Raw genomic sequence first — 22504 nt, forward strand, 5'->3', positions numbered from 1 at the left:
AACAAGAAATACATGAACATGAAGCACTTGGAGGCGGCTTTGGACGACGCCTCTATTGCCGGCTGACTTCACTCAGCCGGAGCCTGCAAACAATTTTGCGCATAAATCTTGACGGAACCCATTTCGGCGTTACATTCCTCGATGGTGGTCGGTGGTTTTTTCTTCGACATGGTAGCCCTCCTTTTTGATTTTTAGTAAAAGAAAAGGGCGGCTACTTCGGTTTGGAAATAGTCGCCCTGTTGGGGAATTATGTTATTGTTATTTGAATAATATTATTCTGCCGCGTCTGTGTTACTTTTATCTGCTTTCTTCATTTTCAAGGAGCCCAAAATAAAGACAGCTCCGAAAATGAAACAAAGGACAGACCAGATAGCAAGGTCAGAGAAGCTACCGTAATTTACAATTCCCAGCAGTCCGCCCAACAGATAGAATACTCCGGCAACAATTCCGCCGCCTTTGCTCTTTCGGGTTGCTACTCCAACGATGCCTGCAATCAGCATACAGAAAGCAAGCAACATTCCTGATGTTCCGCTTACTTCGCCGTTATCTGCTAAAGCATTTCCTAATCCGGCAGCGCAAGATTGAAAAGCTACTAAAACAAATAAAACCATGCTGATAATTCCGATTACTAATTTTGCCGTTTTCATGTTGCACACCTCATCTCGTTACGGATTTAATGTAATTACCTCATTTGCAAAATCTTCGCCCATAAAATCATCAGCATCGTATGCTCTAAACAGGACTTCGATTTCTTCCACTTCGGTAATTCCGTTTTCCTCTAAAGTTGTATCAGACCATGCCATAGAACTAAATGCACATTTTCCGGCAGAAACAGAAGTTGCATAGAATGGGTCTGCCATAAAGCCGTTTACAGATGCGTCATCAACGCTGAACATTACCGTTTTGTCTGTCTTGTTCAGCAAGAACAGATTGGCAGTATAGCCCCATATCTCATCATCTTCATAGCCTGTTACGATAACAGTAACATAATCATTATCGATAATCACATTATCAGTAGCCTGTGCTTCTCTCACAAATGCAACAGCGTTTTCTTCTCCGTATGGATAGACATGGATTGTTTCCTTTCCAACAGGGTCAGCAGACCAATCATTGCTATCATACACCTTGAAAGTCAATTCAATATCTGTGTATTCAACAATACCATTTTCCTCAAGAGTATCGGTGCTAAAGTTGATTTCTTCGTTAGCCTTTTTGCCAGCAGCTACCTCGCTTGCAAACATTGGATCGCACTGAACACCATTGATGGAAGCACTCTCGACAGAGAACATATAGGTTTTCTCTGTGGACTTGTTTTCAAGCTGTGCTTTCAGAGTGTAGCCCCACATATTATCGGGGTCGATTTCGGTAATTTTTACCGCACACTCTGCGTTGTCAATGGCAACAACTTCCTCAAATACGATTTGATTTTCGGTGTTGTCGTTTTCGGTGCTTTCTTCATTTTGAGAAGAAGCGGGGGCATCGTCAGATGCGTCAGGTGTCGCTTCTCCGCCACAAGCTGCAAGAGATAGCACTAAAGCAAGCGAAAGAAGCAAGGTTACAAGTTTTTTCATTCCATTCCCTCCGTTATTAAAAAGTGTAACTTTCCAAATTTAAAAAAGCGACTCATAGAATTATTTCCTCCCGTTAAATAATAGATAACTATTAAAAATAGACAATACTTGCTCATAAGTAATGGTACTTAAATTGTTTACTTTGGCGTGTTTCATTGCTTGATGAAACTGATTTTTAGTAAACAGTTGACGATATTCTCGATTGACCCATTTTGAAACAAAGTACGTATATAGCTTCCAATATTTATCTGGAACATCTGTGGTATGGCGGGTAAGTTTTATTAAGACACTGTTTACTTTTGGTTTAGGATGAAAGCATTCCGCTGGCAGCTTAAGCAATTGCTGAATCGAGACTTGAGTGTGCAAGAGCAACCCTAGTGTTCGGTGAATATCCAAGGTACGCTTGTAGAATCCTTCTTCAACAATCAGATAGATGTCAGACGCACGGCTTTCAAAAACCACTTTTTTAATAATTTGTGTGCTTAAATGGTAAGGAATATTCCCAACAATTTTATACCTCTGTTTGTTAGGGAATTGAAACTGTAGAATATCTTGGTGAATTAAAGTGACACGAGTATTCAGTTTTAATTTTTCTGACGATAAGTTGAATAGATGACTGTCTAATTCAATAGACGTTACCTGTTTACTTATTTTAGCCAGTTTCGTCGTTAAATGCCCTTTACCTGTTCCAATTTCGTAAACGGTATCGGTTTCTTTTAAATTCAATTGTTTTATTATTTGGTTGAGTACTTTTTCACTCGTTAAAAAGTTTTGAGAATATTTTATATTTTTGTTCATGTAATCTCTCCTGAAGTGATTACATCTATAAACAAATACAGAAGTTAAACGATTTGTTTGTAATTTTAGTTATCTGTTTAAAAAGTCATAAGATTAGTCACTGGTAGGAATTAATCTAACGTATTTATTTATCTGCGTAATCACTGTTTTTAGTCTGTTTCAAAACAGTAGATGTTTTATCTACATTACTCATTTGGAATACCAACATGACGAATCCCTCCTTCTTAATTACAAATTTTTAGCATCTAATTTAACTTCAATTCCTATTATACAAAATTTTAAGATAATGCACTATCAACACACTCTTAAGTTTGCTTCTAAGTCTTATTTCCATAACTTCTTTTACGTTTCCGCCATTCTTTGCTGTTTCGATTTTTATGATATGGTGCAAGTCAGCACGAACACGAACCGTCTTATCTCCCATTATATCTTTTTTTGCACTGATTGGTGTATCATTTCGTTTTTCTTTTTGTGCGCCTAAATTTCCCACAATCACTCACTTCTTTCTATTTCTTCTTATTCTTATTTTATCATCAACAATCACAAATCACTTGTGATTTGTGATAAGTGATTTGTGATAAGTGATTTGTGATTAATATATAAAAGCCCTCTTTAAAGGGCTTTTATGTTTATTTTGAGAAAGATATAAAATCAATATATCCCTTTTCCCCAATTTTTACAACGGCATTGTAGGGCTTTTTCTCTTTGTTTTTGATTCCTTTTACCAGGGTTTCTTTTCCCTCCAGTAATTCTTTTACATTCGTTTTGGTTAGTTTTTTCTTTCTAAAATGTTCAGCTAAAGTAAACTTACATTCAGGATAATTTGAACAACCATAAAACGATTTTTTTAATACAATATTGTTGCCACACTTAGGACATTTTCCTACAAGGGGTCCCGAGCGCTTAGTGGGAATTTGTACCCCTTATCGATACAAATTCCCCGTAGGCGCTAGGGACCTCTTTAGCTTCTTGGAAGCTGTCAGTAGTATATCTAATAATTTATCTCCATTCCCTTTAGTAACGTGTACTTTCCTGTAAACGCATTTTATCGACAAATTAGCCGGGATATAAACGAATATTTACATTTCAAGACTTGAAAAACGCCGTCTGAAGAAGTATAATATTAAATACCTATAAGCAATAGGCGGTTTACAGGAAAGTACACCTTTCTGTAAAACCGCCTATTTACAATAATTTGGCTTTTTCGTAGATTTCTGCCCGGTAGCGAAAGGTCGCAAGGGGCATACCACACTCTTTTGCGGCTGCTGTGCCGGTAATTTTCCCGGCACGCCACCTCTGATAAACAGCATGAAAGTTATCCGGCAAGGGGCGTGGTGGTCGCCCAAAGCGCACACCCCGCGCCTTTGCTGCCGCGATACCCTCTGTTTGCCGCTGTCTGATATTGGTGCGCTCGTTTTCTGCCACAAAGGACAGCACTTGAAGCACAATATCCGAGAGAAATGTTCCCATAAGGTCTTTTCCCCGGCGCGTATCAAGCAGGGGCATATCCAAAACCACAATGTCAACGCCCTTGTCCTTTGTGATGATACGCCATTGCTGTAAGATTTCTTCATAGTTGCGTCCCAGACGATCTATGCTCTTGATATAGAGCAGGTCGTCTTTTTTCATTTTTCTAAGCAGCTTTTTGTACTGTGGACGCTCAAAATCTTTGCCGGATTGCTTATCCATAAAGATATTCTTATCTGAAACGCCTACCTCGCGTAAGGCGATAAGCTGCCTGTCCTCGTTTTGTTCTCTTGTGCTGACACGCACATAGCCGTAAATGCTTCCAGTCAATTTTTATCCTCCTGTTCGTTTTACATAGACATCAACCGTCCTTACCTAATAATTTTACTGTATCTTTGTGTCATGGCTTGCTTTTCCCGGCTGAAATACCATGCTTCTTTGCATAGTCGCTTGCCGCCTGTCTGCGTTCCTCGCTGTATGGTGCGGTCAGACGGAAAGAGAAGCGTCCCTTTGCAATCTCAAACTCCATACAGCCCGTTTCCGGGTCGCTGTCGGTCAGCTTACAGACAGAGGGGAAGCGGCGGCTGTACGCGGTCAGCCTGTTCTTCAAGTCGGTGTTGTGGGTGCGGATATGGATAAGGGGGTCTTTCTCGTCAAACCAAATATCGGTGGTCTTTTCCTGCTTTTTCAGTCCTGTTTTCATAAACTCTCCTTTCTGCGCCCCTGTTACGCAGTAGGGGCATTTTTCGGGTGTTTTCTTCGGCTCTTGACTTGGGAAAAACGGCGTTTTTTCAATAGAAAATGCTCTGGCGATACATTCCTCGTCCAGAGTGTTCCAATCGTCAAATATTCCGTTTTTACGGCTCTTGACCGTCAGACGCAGAAAAATGCGAATAGTCGGCAAGTATCGCTTTCAGCAGCTTGTCGCGGAATGTTTCTGCGCTTCTGTGATTGAAAAACAACTCCGCAACGATGGTCTGTCCGTTCCGCTGTGTTGTGATGATACCATCCGGCTGCTTCTGCGCGGTGGTTGTGGTTTTCTTTTCTGTCATTGGGTCACTCCTTCCTTTGGGTGCAAAAAAAGGATTTCCCATAGTTGGAAAATCCCTTTCTGCTGTCGGTTATTCTGTTTTACGATACGGGCAGCGCAGCGGCTTGCGCCTTTCGCTTTGCCCGATATTCCCGCGCCTTGATGCGTTCATACTCCCGGCGTTTTTCAAGGTTTTTCGCCCGGTATTCCTTTGAGTAGTTCCGATGATAAGCGCGGCTCTTTTCCTTTTGGGCTTCTTCGATTTTCTCCCGCATTTGCCGGATTTCTTCCTCTGTCGGCTCTGCAAGCTGTGTCAGTTCGTTTTCAAACTTGCCGATATAGCTGAAATATATCCCGATATGCTGAACAGCTTGTTTTGCCCTTTTCTTATCGCGCTCATGCACTTCAATTCTGCTGATAAATTCATTGAGAATGGCGGGGGTAAGGTCGGTAAAGGCGGCGTAGCGTTCTATCAGCTTCAAAAACTTATGCGCCCATCCTCCTGCGTCCTCAAACGCGGATAACTGTTCTTTGAGTTCTGCAAGTTCCGCTTTCAGCGTATAGTATTCCTCCGAATATTTCTGTGACATTTGCTCGTATCGGTCTTGTGGGATAGCACCGAGGGCGTTATCCTCGTAGAGTTTATTCAGCACCTTGTCAATCTGTTCAAGGCGTGTTGTAATTTGCGGAATACGCTTCTGCTGTTTTTTGCTCTTGTCCGTCTGCTGCATATCAAGGTTTTTTCGGACTAATGCTTCAAATTCCTCCCGGTTGCTTATGGAGTATTCTGCAACTTTTTTCAGAACATCCGCGATAGTCTGCATGACTAAATCAGCGTCTATGATGTGCGGGGAATTGCATTTGGGATTTTTGGCTTTGCCCTTGTGGTACTCGCTGCAAAAGGCAACATGACGCTTGCCGCCGTTCCTGTAATCTATGCGAATGTGCATTTTTGCGCCGCAGTCTTTACAGAACATCAAGCCCGACAAAGGGTGGATTTCTCCGTCCCCGTTAGGGCGTCTGACAGGCGCGTTTTCCAAAATCCGCTGTACGGTTTCAAAGTCGGCGCGGTCGATAATCGGCTCATGCACATTCTCGGTTATCTGCCATTCGCTTTTATCTACATAGTGGTTGCGCTTGTCCCGAAAATGCTTTGTGGTCTTGAAATTGACAACATCACCACAATACTCCTGCCTTGTGAGTATCTTGGTTAAGGTTGCTTTGTTCCATTTATAGCGATTTTCCTCGTTCAGCGGTCTGCTTTTCGCTGTCCCTCTGTCGTGCTGTTTGAGGTAGAACGTAGGCGTGAGGATTTGCTCGTTTTTGAGATATACGGCAATTTGGTTTCTGTTCTTCCCGCCGATAAACAGACGGAAAATCAAGCGTACCACTTCGGCGGCTTCCTCGTCGATTATCCAAAAATCCTTGTTGTTCGGGTCTTTCATATATCCGTATGGGGCTTCGGTGGCGATGGGTTTGCCGCTTGCACCCTTGGTCCTGATACCCGTTTTTACTTTCTTGCTGATGTCCTTTGCGTACCACTCCGACATGATATTGATAAAGGGCGCAAACTCCAATGTATCGGGATTGTCGCTGTCTATGCCGTTATTGACCGCGATAAAGCGGACATTGTTCCGTCTGAATACCTCCATTGCATTGCCGACTTGGAGATAATCACGCCCCCAGCGCGTCAGGTCTTTCATAATGCAGACGCCTATTTTTCCGTTTTCCACATCCTCCATCATGCGGGAATAGGCAGAGCGGTCAAAGAACCTGCCGCTTTCGTCATCGTCAATGTAGTGCCGGATATTGGTTAATCTCTGCTGTTGGGCGTACCGTTCCAGAAATGCCTTTTGGTTTACAATGCTGTTGCTCTCGCCGCCATCTCTGTCCTCGTCCCCGACGGAAAGGCGGGAGTAAAGGGCTGTAATTTTATTATATTCGTTCATGTGCATACCTCCTGCGTCCACATAGTTTTCCTTACAGTTAAGATTATGCACCACATCGGGCAGAGCCGTACTCCGCGCCCTTGCGGTATTTCTTCGCGTTTTTCCCTTTGACATAGACTATCAAGCGGATAATCACCGCACCGACAATGCCGACAAGCAAATCCAACGGGTAAACGCTCGGCAAGGCGTTTTCAAAGGCTGCGGAAAATCCTTGTGTGATATTCAGTATCTTTGCAGAAATATCCGCGCCGGGGGCAAGCCGCACCGCCTGTCCGACTTTATCAAAGAGATAGACAAAGAACACATAGGGGATATTCGGAAGTATCAGCTTTTTGTAGTTGATCTGCTTCATATCTCGCGCCCCCTGTCCATTTTCTTTACCTTGTCGCGGGCGGCGTTAAGCTGCTTCGCCTTGTCCTTTGCAGCGGCAAGGGCTTTGCGGATAGAGGGCTTTTTCTCCCGGTTCAGCTTCTTTGCGGAAAACTCTTGAAACGCTGCGGTCATAACGTCCGCGTCCCGGCCTTTGAAAAACACAAGGTAACGGGTCTGCTCGCCCTTAACCTTTTTTAGCGAAAAATCTATGTTGTATTTCTTCGCCGTACTCTCAAAGGCTTTAATATTGCTGTCGGTGATCTCGATGTTGGAAACACCCGCGTTCTGCTTCATAAGCTGCCGCATGGTCTGTTTCCCATGCGCGGGTTTGCTTTTCTGCTCCAAAAACTTTTGGATTGCTTTCTGTAACGCCTGTTCGGTAAGCCGCGCCGCGCCTTTTCCCACTTTGACGTATAGGGCAATCGTTTTTTGGGTTACTTCCTCCTGCAAGGTATCAACTCCTTTCCCGGTAAAGTGCGGCTATGCTCATTCGCCGCCGTATAAGTCGTGATTGACAAGGGCGGTATAGTAGCTGTCAATGGTACTCGGCGCGTTGAACAGCACCGCTTTTAGATACTGCTTGATGTTGCGCACTTTGGTTGTGTTCTCCCTCATGCAATCCAAAACAAACTCAATATGGCTGCTGTTCAGCTTCAAAAACTTGGATTTCACCAATTCGGCGGGGTAGTCGTCCCCGGCAATACGGATTGTCTTTCGGGCTGTGCAGACGGTTTCCAGCATAAGGTCAACAATCTCGTCCAAACGGTCTTTGTCAATTTTGCAGTTTTGAATGAGATGGTCGTATTCGATATTGTCCTTGATAATCTCCCTGTAAATCTCTACTGCGCTATTGCTTTTCGCTTCCGTTCTTTTCCTTTCCGGCGGCGTAGCCGCTTCGCCATGCGCAAAGGGCAAGGGGTTTAGGGAATGGAAAGGAATGGAATCGGTACTTGATAAATCAGTAATTGATTGTTCTTTACTTAATATATCTTTATTTAATTGCGTTGGATTTTCCAACGTAGGTTTTTCCTGCGTAGGTTTTTCCAACGTTGGATTATCCAATGTTGGATTTTCCAATGTAGGTAAATCCAATATAGGCGGCTGTCCGCCGCTGGTAGCTGCTTCCGGCTCTCGCGGCTGCGGCTGCTCGTATATGACGTAATCTGCGCCCCGCAAGCGTCCCTTTTCGTCGCGCTCCCGGCTGCGCACGATATATCCGGCTTTTTCGAGTTCCTTTACCGCTTCGCGGATTGCGTCGATCTTCTCCCGGTTGATATGGGATAAGCCCGCAAGGGTATAATCCCAATCTTCGGGCAGCGAAAGCATTTGCGACAACAAGCCCTTTGCCTTTAAGGACAATTCCTTGTTTCGCAAGTGGTGGTTGCTCATAACGGTATATCCCGTATTTCGCTCCACTCTGAAAACTGCCATATTTCCTCACTTCCTCTCTTGGTATGCGTGGACAATTAGAAAGCCGTTTTCGGCTGTTTTGGTATTGCAATATGCCCTTTGCCGTTTTCGCGTCTGCAAAGCCGCATGGCACAAGGGCTTTTGCCCGTCTATTTGTCCATGCTGGCGTGCGTTTTCCGCGTCCTTTTGCCGGGGCAATAGGGACACTCTTTGAAAACGCAAAACTCATATTTCCACCCGGGGCGGTAGAAACGGCAAGTGCCGCAATCTTCATCATCTCCGGCACAACCGGATTGATAGCGGTCAAATCCCGGCTTCTGCTGCATGAGCAATTCAAACGCCCGCTGCTTGCCCTTTGTGAAATACATTCCGGCTGCACCTCCTTTCCTGCGGGCATAAAAAAACGGCGTTACTTTCTCCCCCAAAGGGGTTAAGGTAACGCCGTTTGTGTGCGTATTCAGTTTTTAACACATTCCCTGTCTATCCGCTGTCCGCAAAACCATTGATTTTATTAGCTTTTTGCCGCTATCGCTATCACACCTCATTATTCCAGCGGCCCGGATTTCAAGCCATGCTTGCGGACATTGAAGCCGGGAAAGTGGGTACGGTCATCGTCAAGGACATGAGCCGGTTAGGGCGAAACTACTTGCAGGTAGGGTTTTACACGGAAATGCTGTTCCCTCAAAAGGGTGTGCGTTTTATCGCTGTCAACGATAATGTGGACAGTGCCAGCGAGGGCATGGACAACGATTTTACCCCGCTGCGAAATCTGTTCAATGAATGGCTGGTGAGAGATACGAGCAAGAAAATCAAGGCAGTGAAAAAGTCAAAAGGCATGAGCGGCAAGCCTGTTACCAGCAAGCCGGTTTACGGCTATGTGATGGACGAGGACGAGAATTTTATTATAGACGAGGAAGCCGCCCCGGTGGTGCAGCAGATTTACCAGCTTTGCCTTGCCGGGAACGGCCCGACCAAGATTGCCCGTATGCTGACGGAGCAGCAAATCCCCACGCCGGGGACGCTGGAATATCAGCGGACAGGCAGCACCCGCCGTTATCACCCAGGCTATGAGTGCAAATGGGCGACCAACACCGTCGTTCATATCCTCGAAAACCGAGAGTACACCGGATGTCTGGTGAACTTCAAAACGGAAAAGCCTTCTTATAAGGTCAAGCACAGCATAGAGAACCCCGTCGAGAAGCAGGCCATTTTCGAGAACCACCATGAGCCGATCATCGACAAGGAAACATGGGAACGGGTGCAGGAGTTACGCAAACAGCGCAAACGCCCGAACCGCTACGATGAAGTGGGGCTGTTCTCCGGGATTTTGTTCTGCGCCGACTGCGGCCATGTGCTGTATCAGCAGCGGTATCAGAACAAAGACCGCAAACAGGACTGCTACATCTGCGGCAGCTACAAGAAGCGCACCCGCAACTGTACGGCGCACTTTATCCGCACCGATCTGTTGACCGCTGGTGTCCTGGCAAATCTCCGGCAAGTGACCGAATACGCAGCCAAGCATGAGAGCCGGTTTGTGAAACTACTTGTCCAGCAGAACGAGATCGGCGGCAAGCGAAAGACCGCCGCAGCCATCAAGCAGCTTGAACAGGCGCAGGAACGCATTTCTGAAATCAGCCGCATTATCAAGCGGCTGTATGAGGACAATGTAAACGGCAAAATCAGCGATGAGCGTTTCATGGAACTGTCGGCTGACTACGAAGCCGAGCAAGCGGAGCTGAAAAAGAGAGCCGCCGCCCTGCAAGCCGAACTGGACAAGTCACAGGCAGCTACCGTCAACGCCGAGAAATTTATGGGCATTGTCCGCAAGCACCTTGCCTTTGAAGAACTGACCCCCACTCTCTTGCGGGAAATGATCGAGAAAATTGTGGTGCATGAGTGCAGCTATGATGAGAACGGCACCCGCAGGCAGGACATTGAGATTTATTACAGCTTTGTCGGCAAGATTGACTTGCCCGAATAACCGCCCGACCTATCCGACACAATGGCCAAGTGTCGGATAGGAACGGCAAAATTTTTTGCACTTCTATTGCTTCTTTATCACACATAAGCAAAAAGCCAGGGCATCAAGCAGTTCATGGCTAATTAAAGGGAACAAAAAGAAAGGGAATGCACAATCCAGACGGTATCAGCGGCAGGCTACAAGAATAAATTGTGATTTCACAAGATTGGTGTTATAATAAGAGAAAAGTTCCTGCCGGGGCAACCGCCCCGGTGGTATGGATAGAAAGGCAGGAAAACAATATGCACATCAGCTATAAACCACTCTGGCACACACTGTTAGAGCGTGATATGAGAAAAGAGGATTTAAGGCTTGCTGCTGGTATGACAACAAATATGATTGCCAACATGAGCAAAGAGGGAAAGCACATCAGCATGGATACATTAGCCCGTATCTGTGAAACTCTGAATTGTGAGATTACTGATGTGATTGAGTTAGTACCAGACGAGCCTGCTTCCACAGGAGGTAAGGAACATGAGCGAATTGAAACCAAGAATAACGGAAAACGGAATTGATTATATCCTTGTCGGAGATTACTACATTCCAGGCTTGAAACTGCCGGAGGAACACCGCCCTATCGGAAAGTACGGACGAATGCACCGGGAATATTTAAGAGAAGTCCACCCAGCCAGATTGAATACATTGATACTGACCGGAGAATTGTTGACATATCTTGCAGACCTGAATGAACAGGCACAAAAACGGTTAGACACTATCATGGAGCAGATGAAAGCTACCGAGGGCGTGACAGAGGAATTGAAGTGTACCCGACAAATGGAATGGGTGCAGCGTTGCAATAACATTCACAACAGGGCAGAAGAAATTGTTTTGTATGAGATGATTTATTCATAACGGGAGCAATTAAATCGGAGGTATATAAGATGATTGAAATTGTATTTGGTGAAAGTGCCTGTGGAAGTTTGAAAATTGCCCAAACTTACGGCAAGGGAAAGTATAGAGGAAGTGCTGTTTCAATATTTATGAGGCACGAAGACGGGAGTGTTCCATCTTCAGATGAAATGAAAAAGGCACAGCTTCAAGCACAGGAACAAGAACGCATTGCTTGGGAGAATGCTATTCCATTGGGAGGCAAGAGCAGTGATGTTTATTGTTTTGATATGGCTCTTAGTGTGGGAGATATTTCTGATAATGGAATTGGCGAACAGCGGAAAAATATTTTCAAGAAAATGCTGTCTGTCTGCTTTGTAGAGGATTTAGATTATCAGGTTGAAGAAAAAATACAGAAAATTAAAACTACATTGACCTCAGTGATTGAACGATATGTAGCTGGGGAAGAAATTCGCATTTGGTATAGCTATAATCCAGATGAGCTTTGTGGTATGTATTGGCTTATGAAACAACTTCAACCATTAAACTGCCAGACAACAATTTATTTGGTTAAGTTACCTACATGGGAATATGGAAAAGAAAATACTATGACATCCAAAATAGCATGGGGCGAGGTCTCTCCTGGCGAATGGGGAAACTATATAACTCTACAAGAGAAAGCTAATCCTGTATTTCTTTCAGCTTGTACTATGAAATGGAATCAACTTCAAAATGAAAATGCACCTTTGCGTGCAATGTTAAATGGTAAATTGCAAAGCGTTTCAGAAGATATATATGATAGTTTCATTCTTCGTGAAATTGCGGAACAGCCAGAGCAATTCAAAATGGCTATTGTCATAGGTAATGTTTTAGGAAAATATCAACTTGGAATTAGTGATGTATGGATTTCCAATCGCATTGATAAAATGCTTGAAGATGGTGTGTTGGAAATTATACAGGACGCACCAAAGGGAGAAACAAATTATCGCCGAATATTAAGAAAACGAATGAAATAATAACCACAGCACAAACCGCTGCTACATGGAATCCAACAAACCATGCAACAGCGGTTTTCCTTTACCGTTTTTTCCTCTGGCTGATAGGTGTTCCCATTTTCTTTGATTTTTTGAGAATACGAATGAACCAGCGAAATTCTTCTTCTGACAGGTTTTTATAGTTGATACCAAGCTGCTTGCAGTAAAGGATAACCAGTTTTTCATCTCGACTGCCCTTGAAATTTTCGACCGCTTCCAGATTTTCTTTCAGTTCATCGGCAACGGTAGTTTGGGGCGCACTCTCGCTGTCCTTTTTGTGGAATTCCCGAATATCCCGGATAATCAGGTTGAGGTCATCCAGAACCATGTGACTGAAATACTCATCATCACTGATATGTGCGGCTTGCAGCACCTTCAAATGCGGGTCATCTTCGCCGGGGCGATACCGTTCAATAATTTCATGCCGGACGGTATCAACAAGGGAGTTGAGATTTTGGATTTGCATGGTGGCAATCCCGTCCACATAAATCTCAATGTCCGCAAGAAACTTGATAAAGTCCTTATGGGTGGCAAGTTCGCAGAGCAGACGGTTGTTAATCCGACCGCTTTTCAGCAGTGCCACCATCTCATCGTTCAAATGCAGCTCCGTCAGTGGCGTGTTGATCTGCTCCCTGTTCTCTGTCCGGCACAGCAGATAATCGACGGAAACCCCATAGAAGTCTGCCAGCGTGATAAGGTTGCCATGATTGATTTCCTTATAATCCTCTTTTTCATAACTGCCAAGGGCTGATTTAGAAATGCCCGTCAGCTTTGATAGTTCTTCCAGATTTAAGCCTTTGTCTTTGCGGAGTTCCCAAAGGCGTTCCTGTATGCTTGTTGCAACTTTCATGGGCGCACGCTCCTTTCCGGTGGTTTTATTTCTGCCGTTTAACTGGATTATATCACACTTTCCGCAATCGTGGAAATTTCTGATTTTCCCCCTGATTCCTACTTTGTGGATATACGGCACAGGGCACAAAAATGTTCTATGATACAGGTAGTTCATCGATGGATTATTCCAATCGAATGACCAGCCTGTGTGGGATATGCTTCCCCGGCGATGTAGCGCCATGACTTTTGGCAGGGATATGGAGGAACCCTGACCGAAACGAGCGTACCAAAGGGAGCGATACGCCGCTGTGAGATTCAGGGGAGGAACGACACCGGGGAGAACTGGCGAACTGACACCGAAATGATACCGAAACACGACAATTTGATAGGGAGATAGTCTACCCTATCGCTGAGACTTCGGGAGATTTTAAGCGGCTCTATGGCTGTAATTTTGCCGAAAATCGCCCCGAAACCATACACGAAAACGGGAGGAAACGTAACATGCCGAGAATGAGCAAAAAGCGGAAGCATGAGCTTTCCTTTTACCTCAATGACCGGGGGCGTGTCACTTACAACGAATTATGCCGGAAATGCCAGCATGGGTGCAAGCAGAGCTTCCGGGCGGTTGTGATTGACTGCCCCCGTTATTTATCCAAACGAGCAAAGAAAAAGGAGGAACACACCGAATGAATTTTGAATTTATGACGATAGACACACCATTGCCGCCCTGTATGCCATTTCCCAGAGCGTTGACAGGATTTCCAGTCAGCAGCACCGCAAAGGTCATGTACTGCCGGATGTTGGACGCTATGCTTTTCAGAGGGCAGGCGGACGAGAACGGGATTCTTTTTGTCTGCTTCCCTATCACAGCCATTGCCGCAGTCCTGTCCCGCAGCCTCATGACGGTCAAGCGTTCTTTGAATGAACTGGAAACCGCCGGACTTATCATGCGGGTGCGTCAGGGCGTGGGAGAACCGAACAGGATTTATGTGCTGATACCGGGAAAGGAGGGCGCTACCCTTGCCTGATACCTCAAAGCTGGGAAAGCTCAACCGGGAGTTGGAGAAAAGCGAAAAGAAACTGCGGAAAGCCATCAATGATGAAAAGGCATTGCAGCACCAGTTGAAGCAGCTTACCCGAAAGGAACGGACGCACCGGCTCTGTACTCGTGGCGGTATGCTGGAAAGTTTTCTGCAAGAGCCGGAACGCCTGACGGACGATGATGTCATGCTGTTGCTGAAACTCATTTTTCACAGGCAGGACACGCAAGATATATTGAAAAAACTGCTGGAACGGGAGAAGCCGGAAACCCCTTAGTTTACTAAGGGCGCAATTATACACCACCCAGAGGTTGGTGCATTGCGTTCTCCGAAGGCTCCTTGCAGGAGGGCTGTGATTTTCCGCAGCCACGGTCTGCTCCAAATCAAACAGGGGACGCTACACTTCCCCTGCGCTGGCTGCCGCCAGCTACCCTTTTGTGGACTTGCCATCTGGGGACACCTTGCGTTGCAAGCTGTTCCCAGCCGATAAGTTTCATAAAATATAATGCAAATGGAAAGCTAACTTGACATAAAAGAACTATGTGATATAATGGAAGCATGGAAAGTTAACTTTCCATAAGAGAGGAGGATGACATGAAAAATCGCCTGGAAGAATTACGAAAGCAACGAGGCATAAAGCAAGAAGATTTAGCAAATGCATTGGAAGTATCACGACAGACCATCGGCTCTTTGGAAAACGGACGCTATAACCCATCTATTCAGTTGGCATTTAAGATTGCCAGATATTTCAACATGAGTATTGAAGAAATTTTTATTTACGAGGAGGATTGATTATGAAAAAAAGGTTGTTGATTTTAATGACAGTTACAGGAATGATTATTCTACTGGGAGGATTGCTAACATACGGTTTGGGAGTACATGAAATAATACCTGTGCCACGTCCCGACTTAATAGTAGTAGGTACATCTCTCATTGGAATTTTGCTGATTGTATCTGGTGTGTGCGACTTGTTCGTTAAGAAAACCAAAGAAATGGAAATAGAGGAAAATGACGAGAGAAATATTTCGCTTAGTAATGCTGCTATGGCAAGTGGCTTCAAGGTAATGAATGTTACGATTGCTGTTTCTATTTTTGCTTTGATTTTCACCGGATATATGACAGTAGTCCCATGTTTCACTATTATTGGGGCTTATGCTATTGGACAAATTGTATTTATTGTGCGACTTTGGTACTTGCACAAAACTATGTAAATGTATTACTAAATACCCGCCGCCCCCAGCGGCACAACAAGCAGGAAATCTGAAAAGGTATCCTGCTTTTTCTATGTCCAAAAACGGAAAGGAGGAACACAAAATGCCCTGTCCACACAACGAAATCTCTATTGTGCAGCGCAGCCACCGCCAGTCTGCGGTTGCCGCCGCTGCTTACCAGAGCGGCGAAAAGCTGTTCTGTGAATATGACCAGGAAGTAAAACACTACCCGGAAAAGCGTGGTATCGTCCACAATGAAATCCTGCTCCCGGCAAACGCTCCCCTGGAGTACACAGACCGCAACACCCTCTGGAACGCTGCCGAAGCTGTTGAGAAGCAATGGAACTCCCAGCTTGCAAGGCGGTGGGTGCTTTCCATTCCCAGAGAGATACCGCCCGACCAGTACGCCGCCCTTGTACGGGATTTCTGCCGCCAGCAGTTTGTTTCCAAAGGAATGTGCGTGGATTTTGCCATCCATGACAAAGGGGACGGAAACCCACACGCCCATGTCATGCTGACCATGCGGGCAATGGATGAGCGTGGGAAATGGCTTCCCAAGAGCCGCAAGGTCTATGAACTTGATAAGAACGGGGAACGAATCAAGCTCCCGTCCGGCAGGTGGAAAAGCCACAAGGAAGATACGGTTGACTGGAACGACCGCAAATATGGCGAAATCTGGCGGCATGAATGGGAGGTCATCCAAAACCGCTATCTGGAAGCCAACAACCGCCCGGAACGAGTAGATCTCCGTTCTTACGAAAGACAGGGGCTTGATATTATCCCTACCGTCCATGAAGGGGCTGCTGTCCGGCAGATGGAAAAGCGTGGGATTCAGACGAACATCGGCAACCTGAACCGAGAAATCAAAGCCGCCAATAGTTTGATGAAGTCCATCCGGCAGCTTATTAAAAATCTCAAAGGCTGGATTGCGGAGCTTAGCGAAAAGCGGAATGAACTGCTTGCCCAAAAAGCTGCGGAGGAAGCGGTCTTTCTTCCCAATCTGCTGATGAAGTATATGGAGATACGAAAGGCAGAACGGAGCAGCTGGACACGGGCGGGACAAAGCCGGGGGACTTCCAAAGACTTAAAGGCAGTCAGCGAAGCCCTGTCCTATCTCCAGAGAAAGGGACTTTCCACCGTGGAGGATTTGGAAAACTTTATAGAAACGTCCGGGAAATCTGCCGCCGACTACCGAAAGCAGATGAAGCCAAAGGAAACCCGCAGCAACGTGATTGACGCTATCCTTGCCGCCCGGACGGACTGTAAGGAATGTAAGCCCGTTTATGAGAAATACCAGAAGATATTTTTCAAGAAAACTAAGGAAAAATTCAAGCTGGAACACCCGGAGGTTGCCCGGTTTGAGAAAGCCAGTGCCTACCTTGCCAAGCACCCGGACGATAAGGACAGCACGAAAAAGGAGCTTTTGCAGGAACAGGCGAAGCTTGTGGACGAAATCGCAGACTTGAAAGTACCGTTGACCGAGGTGCAGGAAGATTTGAAGAAGCTGTGGGACATCCGCTACTGGGTACGGAAAGCCACACCCGGCACAGAGGAAAGCAAAGAGCCGCCCAAGAAGCAGCCCCTCAAAGAAGTCTTGCAGGATAAGGCTGACGAGAAGAGAGCACAGAAAAACGCCCCGGCGCAGACGAAACACAAACAACAGGATATGGAACTTTAACAGGCACTTGCCATTTTCAGATTGAGAATGATAAGTGCCTTTTCTTTTTTACAAGGAGGAATTGATTTGAATGTATTTGAAGCTGTGAAGCAGTCCGTTACGACAAGACAGGCTGCGGAGCATTACGGAATCCGGGTAAACAGAAACGGGATGGCTTGCTGCCCGTTCCACAACGATAAGACCCCCAGCATGAAGCTGGACAAGCGTTTCCACTGCTTCGGATGTGGTGCAGATGGGGATGTGATTGATTTTGTAGCTGCCCTGTACGGGCTGGGGAAAAAGGAAGCCGCCGCACAGTTGGCGAGTGACTTCGGGCTTGCCTATGAGGACTGGAAGCCACCGGGCAGGGCAAGGAAGCCCAAGCCCCGGCAGAAATCCCCGGAAGAACAGTTCCGGGAAGCAAAGGCACATTGCTTCCGTGTCCTTGCCGATTATCTACACCTCTTACGGGTATGGAAAACCGACTATGCCCCGCACTCCCCGGAGGAAGCGTTTCATCCCCGGTTCGTGGAAGCCTTGCAGAAGCAAGCCCATGTGGAATATCTGCTGGATGTGCTGCTGTTTGGGGATACGGAGGAAATCGCTTCACTGATTACGGAACATGGAAAGGATGTGATACAGCTTGAACAGCGAATGGCAGAGCTTGCCGCCGCAGACGCAGCAAGAACTAAAAAACACCATGAACGCCATGCAGCCGCCCCAGAGCGTTGAGGAAGTAAAGGCAACTCTGGAAACCACCGAGAAAGGCGGTGTCCGCCAGAGCATACGGAACTGCCTGACCGTATTCCAGCGTGACCCGGTGCTTGCCGGGGCAATCGCCTATAACATCCTGACCGACCGAAAGGACATCATAAAGCCCATCGGTTTTCACAGAGAAAGCACAGCCCTGACCGATACAGACATGAAGTATCTGCTTCTCTATCTGGAGGAAACCTACGGGCTGACCAGTGAGAAAAAGATTGAAACCGCCATCGGGATTGTGGCGAATGAGAATAAGTACCACCCCATCCGGGATTTTCTGAACAGCCTTGCATGGGACGGGACGGAGCGCATCCGCTTCTGTCTGCGGCACTTTCTGGGGGCGGATGTGGACGATTACACCTATGAAGCCCTAAAGCTGTTTCTTTTGGGGGCGATTACAAGGGCATTTAAGCCCGGAAGCAAGTTTGAAATCATGCTGTGTCTGGTAGGCGGTCAGGGGGCTGGCAAGTCCACCTTCTTCCGTCTGCTGGCAGTCCGGGACGAGTGGTTTTCCGATGATTTGCGGAAGCTGGACGATGATAACGTGTACCGCAAGCTGCAAGGTCACTGGATAATTGAAATGTCGGAAATGATGGCAACCGCCAATGCCAAGAGCATTGAGGAAATCAAGTCTTTTCTAAGCCGACAGAAAGAGGTTTATAAGATACCCTATGAAACCCACCCGGCAGACCGTCCCCGTCAGTGCGTGTTCGGCGGTACTTCCAACGCCCTTGACTTTCTCCCCCTTGACCGTTCCGGCAACCGCCGATTTATCCCGGTCATGGTGTACCCGGAGCAAGCCGAGGTTCACATTTTGGAGGACGAAGCCGCTTCCAGAGCCTATATCAGCCAGATGTGGGCGGAAGCAATGGAGATTTACCGAAGCGGCAGGTACAAGCTGTCATTCAGCCCAGCCATGCAGCGGTATCTCAAAGAACACCAGCGGGATTTTATGCCGGAGGACACCAAAGCCGGGATGATACAGGCTTACCTTGATAAGTACACCGGGGAAACGATCTGTTCCAAGCAGCTCTACAAGGAAGCCTTAAATCACACCTTTGACGAGCCGAAGCAATGGGAAATCCGGGAAATCAACGAGATAATGAACCAGTGCATTACCGGGTGGAACTACTTTTCCAATCCAAGAATGTTTGCGGAATATGGCAGACAAAAGGGCTGGGAGCGTGAAATCCCGGCAACGGACACCGACAACCCGCCCGAAAAATCTATGGACGGTTTTGTGGAGGTCACGGAGCAGATGGAGCTTCCATTCTGAAAATGACAGCCCGTTGCCGACTTCGTTGCTATCCCGTTGCCGAGCCGGTTGCCGGGGAAAAACCCATAACTGCGGGCTTTTCTCCCCTATGACAACCAAAACAACAGAAAAATAAAAGAAAAGTATAAATAGTAACCACCGCCAGATTGAGATTGTTTGCAAGGTCTTTTGAAGCCCGTTGCCGGACTTCGTTGCCGACACCCTCTGTCTGGCTATTTTCATGTATGGAGGATAACTGCCTATGGCAAAAAACAAAACAGAGATTCATGTGACCACTGTATTTGACGGGGAGCTGGACGCCACCGATGTGTTCGTCAGCCTGATTTCCCAGAAATACGGCAAGACAAATACAAAAGAATATCTTGCTAAAAAGAAAGAATTGAAGTATAATGAAGATGAGGTTCAAAAGAGCCGGATACCGTCTGGATTGTGTGGGTAAATGGCTATGATGAACGAAATGGAATACAGAACAATCGGTTCGGCACTTGCCGGGGGCTATCGTGCAGCGGTCTATTGCAGACTGTCAAAGGACGATGACCTGCAAGGCGAAAGTGCCAGTATCGCAAACCAGCGTGATATGCTGGAAAAATACTGCGAAAAGCAGGGATGGGAGGTTGTGGCAGTCTATCAGGACGATGGCTTCACAGGTCTTAATATGGAGCGTCCTGATTTACAGAGAATGTTGAGATCCATTGAGCGCAGGCAAATCAACCTTGTTATCACGAAAGACCTCAGCCGACTGAGGCGTAACTATCTGCAAACCGGGCATTTGATTGAGGACTTTTTCCCAAGAAACGGGGTGCGCTATATCGCCATGAATGACGGTATCGACACCTTACGGGATAACAACGACATTGCCCCGTTCAAGAATATCCTGAACGAGATGTACAGCAAGGATATTTCCAAGAAAGTCCATTCCTCTTATCTTCTGAAAGCGCAGAAAGGACAGTTTACCGGGTGTCTTGCCCCGTTTGGGTATCGGAAAGACCCGGAGGACAAAAACCATCTGCTCATTGACGAGGAAACCGCCCCGATTGTGCGGCTGATTTTCGGATATGCCCTAAACGGTCATGGTCCGAACTATATCCGCAGACGGCTGGAGGAAGAAAAAATCCCCTGCCCCACATGGTGGAACCGGGAACGGGGGCTTCGCAATACCCGCACCAAATGGGAAAAGAAAGACCCGGAAAACGGGCGGTATATGTGGGACTTCTCCGTTATCAAAGACCTTTTGATGAATCCCGTCTACACCGGGGCGATTGCTTCCCAGAAAAAAGACTACCGCTTCAAAATCGGCACGATTGGGGAAAAGAAACCGGAGGACTGGGTTGTGGTTGAGGGACAGCACGAACCGCTGATTGACCGCATGAGCTTTGATATTGTGCAGAACAAGCTGAAATCCCGCCAGCGTCCGGGGCAGACCAATGAAATCAGCCTGTTTGCCGGACTGATAAAATGCGGCGAGTGTGGGAAGTCGCTGACGATACGCTACACAAACGCAAAACATCCCCAGCGGATTTACTCCTGCAAGACCTACAATGCCTTTGGAAAGAACCACTGCACCCAGCACCGGATTGATTATGACACCCTTTACAGTCATGTGCTGCGGAAAATCCGGGAATGTGCCAGAGCTGCCCTGATGGACGGAGAAGCGGTTGCCGACCGCCTGACCAATACCTGTGAAGCCGAGCAGCGGGAACAGCGGGAAGCAATGGAACGCTCCCTTACAAGGGACGAGGAACGGATTGAGGTTCTGGACAAAATGGTAATGCGGCTTTATGAGGATATGATTGCAGGGCGTATCAGTGAGCAGAACTTCAACACCATGCTGGAAAAGACGCAGACCGAGCAGACGGAGCTTAAAACAAAAGTGTCCGAGGGCAGAAAGCGGCTGTCCGATGAAGTCCAGCTTGCCAATGATGCAAAACAATGGGTGGAAGCCATTCAGGAATACGCCAACATCACAGAGCTGGATGCAGCCACCCTTAACCGCTTAATCAAAGAAATCGTCGTGCATGAGCGCATTGACGAAGATAAAACAAGACACATTTCTATCGAAATTCATTTTAATCTCAAACCCATCCCGGAGGTGGAACAGGTCACTGCCTGACCTGTCCCGCCTGGATGGTTCTCTTAAAAACACCATATAGATTTTTGTACGCCGCCGCCCGCCATCGAGCAGAATTTTACACCTAATTGGGGATAAAACAGCTTATGGCGGGCGGCGGCGTTGCCCTCATCGGCATCACCCTGATCCCCCTGCTGTCCGGTCTGCTGTCCACCACCTGATGTTTCTCCAAACCCGGCGGGGGCTTTTGCTTCACAGCGGGAGCCCCCGCAAAGGAGGTAATCTCCCTTGATATTGGATATGATCCAGGAGTGGTTCAAGGAACTGCTCATTGACGGTATCATTTCAAACCTGACCGGGATGTTTGATACCCTGAACACAAAGGTGGGCGAGATCGCCGGGGAGGTCGGCATGACGCCCGCCGTCTGGAACAGCAGCATCTTCAACATGATCCGCAACCTCTCGGAGACGGTGATCGTCCCCATTGCAGGCATCATCCTCACCTTTGTCATGTGCTACGAGCTGATCCAGCTTATTATCGAGAAGAACAACCTCCACGACTTCGACACCTGGATTTTCTTCAAGTGGATTTTCAAAACCTTCTGCGCGGTGCTGATCGTCACGAACACCTGGAACATCGTCATGGCGGTGTTCGATGTGGCGCAGAATGTGGTCAGCCAGTCGGCGGGGGTTATCATCTCGGATGCGGGCATCGACATCTCCAGCGTGGTGGGCGATCTGAAGACCCAGCTTGCCGACTGGAGCGTGGGTGCCCTGTTGGGGCTGTGGTTCCAAAGCGTGTTCGTGGGGCTGTGTACGAAGATACTTTCCATCTGCATCTTCCTGGTGATCTACGGCAGAATGATTGAGGTATATTTGGTGACTTCCATTGGACCGATTCCCTTTGCCACAATGGTCAACCGGGAGTGGGGCTCCACGGGGCAGAACTATCTTCGCTCCCTGCTGGCCCTGGGCTTCCAAGCCTTCCTCATTATGATCTGTGTGGGCATCTATGCCGTGCTGGTGGAGGGCATTTCCACATCCGGCGACAACATATCTGCGGCCATTTGGGGCTGCATGGGCTATACGGTCCTGCTGTGCTACACCCTGTTCAAGACCGGCAGCCTTGCAAAATCCCTGTTCGGCGCGCATTAATAGGTGAAATATCAACACGCCCATG

General features: G+C 47.0%; 27 protein-coding genes and 3 pseudogenes. 16 read left to right on the plus strand and 14 right to left on the minus strand.

The window, feature by feature from the left end; all coding sequences use genetic code 11:
* Window positions 1-272: 272 nt before the first annotated feature.
* The 13 genes and pseudogenes from H8Z83_RS08410 to H8Z83_RS08475 all read right to left on the minus strand — a co-directional run bounded on the left by H8Z83_RS08410 (window position 273) and on the right by H8Z83_RS08475 (window position 8618).
* On the minus strand, window positions 273-647 hold the full coding sequence (locus H8Z83_RS08410) for a hypothetical protein (RefSeq protein WP_072851246.1): 375 nt from the start codon (window positions 645-647) through the stop codon (window positions 273-275).
* 18 nt (window positions 648-665) lie between these two features.
* On the minus strand, window positions 666-1571 hold the full coding sequence (locus H8Z83_RS08415; protein WP_178801768.1) for a hypothetical protein: 906 nt from the start codon (window positions 1569-1571) through the stop codon (window positions 666-668).
* A gap of 60 nt (window positions 1572-1631) precedes the next feature.
* Entirely contained in the window at window positions 1632-2369 is a 738-nt protein-coding gene (erm(B), locus tag H8Z83_RS08425) for a 23S rRNA (adenine(2058)-N(6))-methyltransferase Erm(B) (protein WP_001038795.1), read from the minus strand.
* 124 nt (window positions 2370-2493) lie between these two features.
* A complete protein-coding gene (locus tag H8Z83_RS08430) occupies window positions 2494-2577 on the minus strand; it encodes a 23S rRNA methyltransferase attenuator leader peptide ErmL (RefSeq protein WP_057486050.1) in 84 nt (27 codons plus the stop codon).
* 48 nt (window positions 2578-2625) lie between these two features.
* Complete coding sequence (locus tag H8Z83_RS08435) at window positions 2626-2865, minus strand: peptide-binding protein (RefSeq protein WP_000635249.1); 240 nt, start codon at window positions 2863-2865, stop codon at window positions 2626-2628.
* 133 nt (window positions 2866-2998) lie between these two features.
* On the minus strand, window positions 2999-3283 hold the full coding sequence (locus H8Z83_RS08440) for a topoisomerase C-terminal repeat-containing protein (RefSeq protein ID WP_002326770.1): 285 nt from the start codon (window positions 3281-3283) through the stop codon (window positions 2999-3001).
* A 271-nt stretch (window positions 3284-3554) separates the two neighbouring features.
* Entirely contained in the window at window positions 3555-4166 is a 612-nt protein-coding gene (locus H8Z83_RS08445) for a recombinase family protein (RefSeq protein WP_071143484.1), read from the minus strand.
* A gap of 70 nt (window positions 4167-4236) precedes the next feature.
* The gene (locus H8Z83_RS08450; protein WP_071143485.1) at window positions 4237-4539 is read right to left on the minus strand and encodes a hypothetical protein; all 303 of its coding nucleotides are present in this window, start codon (window positions 4537-4539) and stop codon (window positions 4237-4239) included.
* 154 nt (window positions 4540-4693) lie between these two features.
* Window positions 4694-4888, minus strand: coding sequence for a transposon-encoded TnpW family protein (locus H8Z83_RS08455; RefSeq protein ID WP_071143486.1), 195 nt, complete (start codon window positions 4886-4888; stop codon window positions 4694-4696).
* A 79-nt stretch (window positions 4889-4967) separates the two neighbouring features.
* Window positions 4968-6815: a recombinase family protein gene (locus H8Z83_RS08460; RefSeq protein WP_207732025.1), complete on the minus strand. Its 1848-nt coding sequence runs from the start codon at window positions 6813-6815 to the stop codon at window positions 4968-4970.
* Window positions 6816-6864: 49 nt separating this feature from the next.
* Window positions 6865-7167, minus strand: a pseudogene (locus tag H8Z83_RS08465) (hypothetical protein); the annotation flags it as partial.
* Window positions 7164-7637: a PcfB family protein gene (locus tag H8Z83_RS08470; RefSeq protein ID WP_002604484.1), complete on the minus strand. Its 474-nt coding sequence runs from the start codon at window positions 7635-7637 to the stop codon at window positions 7164-7166. The gene H8Z83_RS08470 and the pseudogene H8Z83_RS08465, both read right to left, overlap by 4 nt.
* A gap of 36 nt (window positions 7638-7673) precedes the next feature.
* The gene (locus tag H8Z83_RS08475; protein WP_002604485.1) at window positions 7674-8618 is read right to left on the minus strand and encodes a DUF6017 domain-containing protein; all 945 of its coding nucleotides are present in this window, start codon (window positions 8616-8618) and stop codon (window positions 7674-7676) included.
* A 526-nt stretch (window positions 8619-9144) separates the two neighbouring features.
* On the opposite strand from H8Z83_RS08475, the pseudogene H8Z83_RS08480 reads away from it, so the two are divergent.
* The 4 genes and pseudogenes from H8Z83_RS08480 to H8Z83_RS08495 all read left to right on the plus strand — a co-directional run.
* Window positions 9145-10578: pseudogene (locus tag H8Z83_RS08480) on the plus strand (recombinase family protein); the annotation flags it as partial.
* A gap of 191 nt (window positions 10579-10769) precedes the next feature.
* Window positions 10770-11132, plus strand: a complete 363-nt coding sequence (locus H8Z83_RS08485; RefSeq protein WP_005335920.1) for a helix-turn-helix domain-containing protein — start codon at window positions 10770-10772, stop codon at window positions 11130-11132.
* Window positions 11092-11469 (plus strand): TnpV protein, encoded by a 378-nt coding sequence (locus H8Z83_RS08490; RefSeq protein WP_005335912.1) that lies wholly within the window; start codon window positions 11092-11094, stop codon window positions 11467-11469. The genes H8Z83_RS08485 and H8Z83_RS08490 overlap by 41 nt, the downstream gene beginning before the upstream one ends.
* Before the next feature lie 29 nt (window positions 11470-11498).
* A complete protein-coding gene (locus H8Z83_RS08495; protein WP_005335911.1) occupies window positions 11499-12461 on the plus strand; it encodes a DUF3658 domain-containing protein in 963 nt (320 codons plus the stop codon).
* A gap of 61 nt (window positions 12462-12522) precedes the next feature.
* On the opposite strand, the gene H8Z83_RS08500 is transcribed toward H8Z83_RS08495, so the two are convergent.
* Window positions 12523-13329, minus strand: a complete 807-nt coding sequence (locus tag H8Z83_RS08500) for a helix-turn-helix domain-containing protein (protein ID WP_008372835.1) — start codon at window positions 13327-13329, stop codon at window positions 12523-12525.
* A 482-nt stretch (window positions 13330-13811) separates the two neighbouring features.
* On the opposite strand from H8Z83_RS08500, the gene H8Z83_RS08505 reads away from it, so the two are divergent.
* From H8Z83_RS08505 to H8Z83_RS08560, 12 genes and pseudogenes are all read left to right on the plus strand, one after another.
* Entirely contained in the window at window positions 13812-14000 is a 189-nt protein-coding gene (locus tag H8Z83_RS08505; protein ID WP_002304353.1) for a hypothetical protein, read from the plus strand.
* A complete protein-coding gene (locus tag H8Z83_RS08510; RefSeq protein WP_005335900.1) occupies window positions 13997-14338 on the plus strand; it encodes a replication initiator protein A in 342 nt (113 codons plus the stop codon). The genes H8Z83_RS08505 and H8Z83_RS08510 overlap by 4 nt, the downstream gene beginning before the upstream one ends.
* Complete coding sequence (locus tag H8Z83_RS08515) at window positions 14331-14627, plus strand: DUF3847 domain-containing protein (RefSeq protein ID WP_005335898.1); 297 nt, start codon at window positions 14331-14333, stop codon at window positions 14625-14627. Before H8Z83_RS08510 ends, H8Z83_RS08515 begins: the two co-directional genes overlap by 8 nt.
* Window positions 14628-14944: 317 nt before the next feature.
* Complete coding sequence (locus tag H8Z83_RS08520; protein WP_002595107.1) at window positions 14945-15142, plus strand: helix-turn-helix transcriptional regulator; 198 nt, start codon at window positions 14945-14947, stop codon at window positions 15140-15142.
* A 2-nt stretch (window positions 15143-15144) separates the two neighbouring features.
* Window positions 15145-15561 carry a hypothetical protein gene (locus H8Z83_RS08525; RefSeq protein WP_002595106.1) on the plus strand — a complete coding sequence of 139 codons (417 nt, stop codon included), beginning with the start codon at window positions 15145-15147 and terminating at the stop codon, window positions 15559-15561.
* Window positions 15562-15664: 103 nt separating this feature from the next.
* Window positions 15665-17239, plus strand: coding sequence for a MobQ family relaxase (mobQ, locus tag H8Z83_RS08530; RefSeq protein ID WP_002595105.1), 1575 nt, complete (start codon window positions 15665-15667; stop codon window positions 17237-17239).
* A gap of 66 nt (window positions 17240-17305) precedes the next feature.
* Window positions 17306-17950: a CHC2 zinc finger domain-containing protein gene (locus H8Z83_RS08535; protein WP_002595104.1), complete on the plus strand. Its 645-nt coding sequence runs from the start codon at window positions 17306-17308 to the stop codon at window positions 17948-17950.
* Window positions 17919-19256: a virulence-associated E family protein gene (locus tag H8Z83_RS08540; RefSeq protein ID WP_117831474.1), complete on the plus strand. Its 1338-nt coding sequence runs from the start codon at window positions 17919-17921 to the stop codon at window positions 19254-19256. The genes H8Z83_RS08535 and H8Z83_RS08540 overlap by 32 nt, the downstream gene beginning before the upstream one ends.
* A gap of 241 nt (window positions 19257-19497) precedes the next feature.
* Window positions 19498-19695 (plus strand): hypothetical protein, encoded by a 198-nt coding sequence (locus H8Z83_RS08545; protein WP_002595102.1) that lies wholly within the window; start codon window positions 19498-19500, stop codon window positions 19693-19695.
* Window positions 19696-21366, plus strand: coding sequence for a recombinase family protein (locus H8Z83_RS08550; protein WP_187014625.1), 1671 nt, complete (start codon window positions 19696-19698; stop codon window positions 21364-21366). It abuts the gene before it with no gap.
* A gap of 89 nt (window positions 21367-21455) precedes the next feature.
* Window positions 21456-21545, plus strand: a pseudogene (locus H8Z83_RS08555) (Maff2 family mobile element protein); the annotation flags it as partial.
* Between the two features lie 67 nt (window positions 21546-21612).
* Window positions 21613-22479, plus strand: coding sequence for a VirB6/TrbL-like conjugal transfer protein, CD1112 family (locus H8Z83_RS08560; RefSeq protein ID WP_243184851.1), 867 nt, complete (start codon window positions 21613-21615; stop codon window positions 22477-22479).
* Window positions 22480-22504 lie beyond the last annotated feature (25 nt).

Origin of the sequence: Dysosmobacter segnis (assembly GCF_014297285.1) — a bacterium.
Classification (GTDB): Bacteria; Bacillota; Clostridia; order Oscillospirales; family Oscillospiraceae; genus Oscillibacter; species Oscillibacter segnis.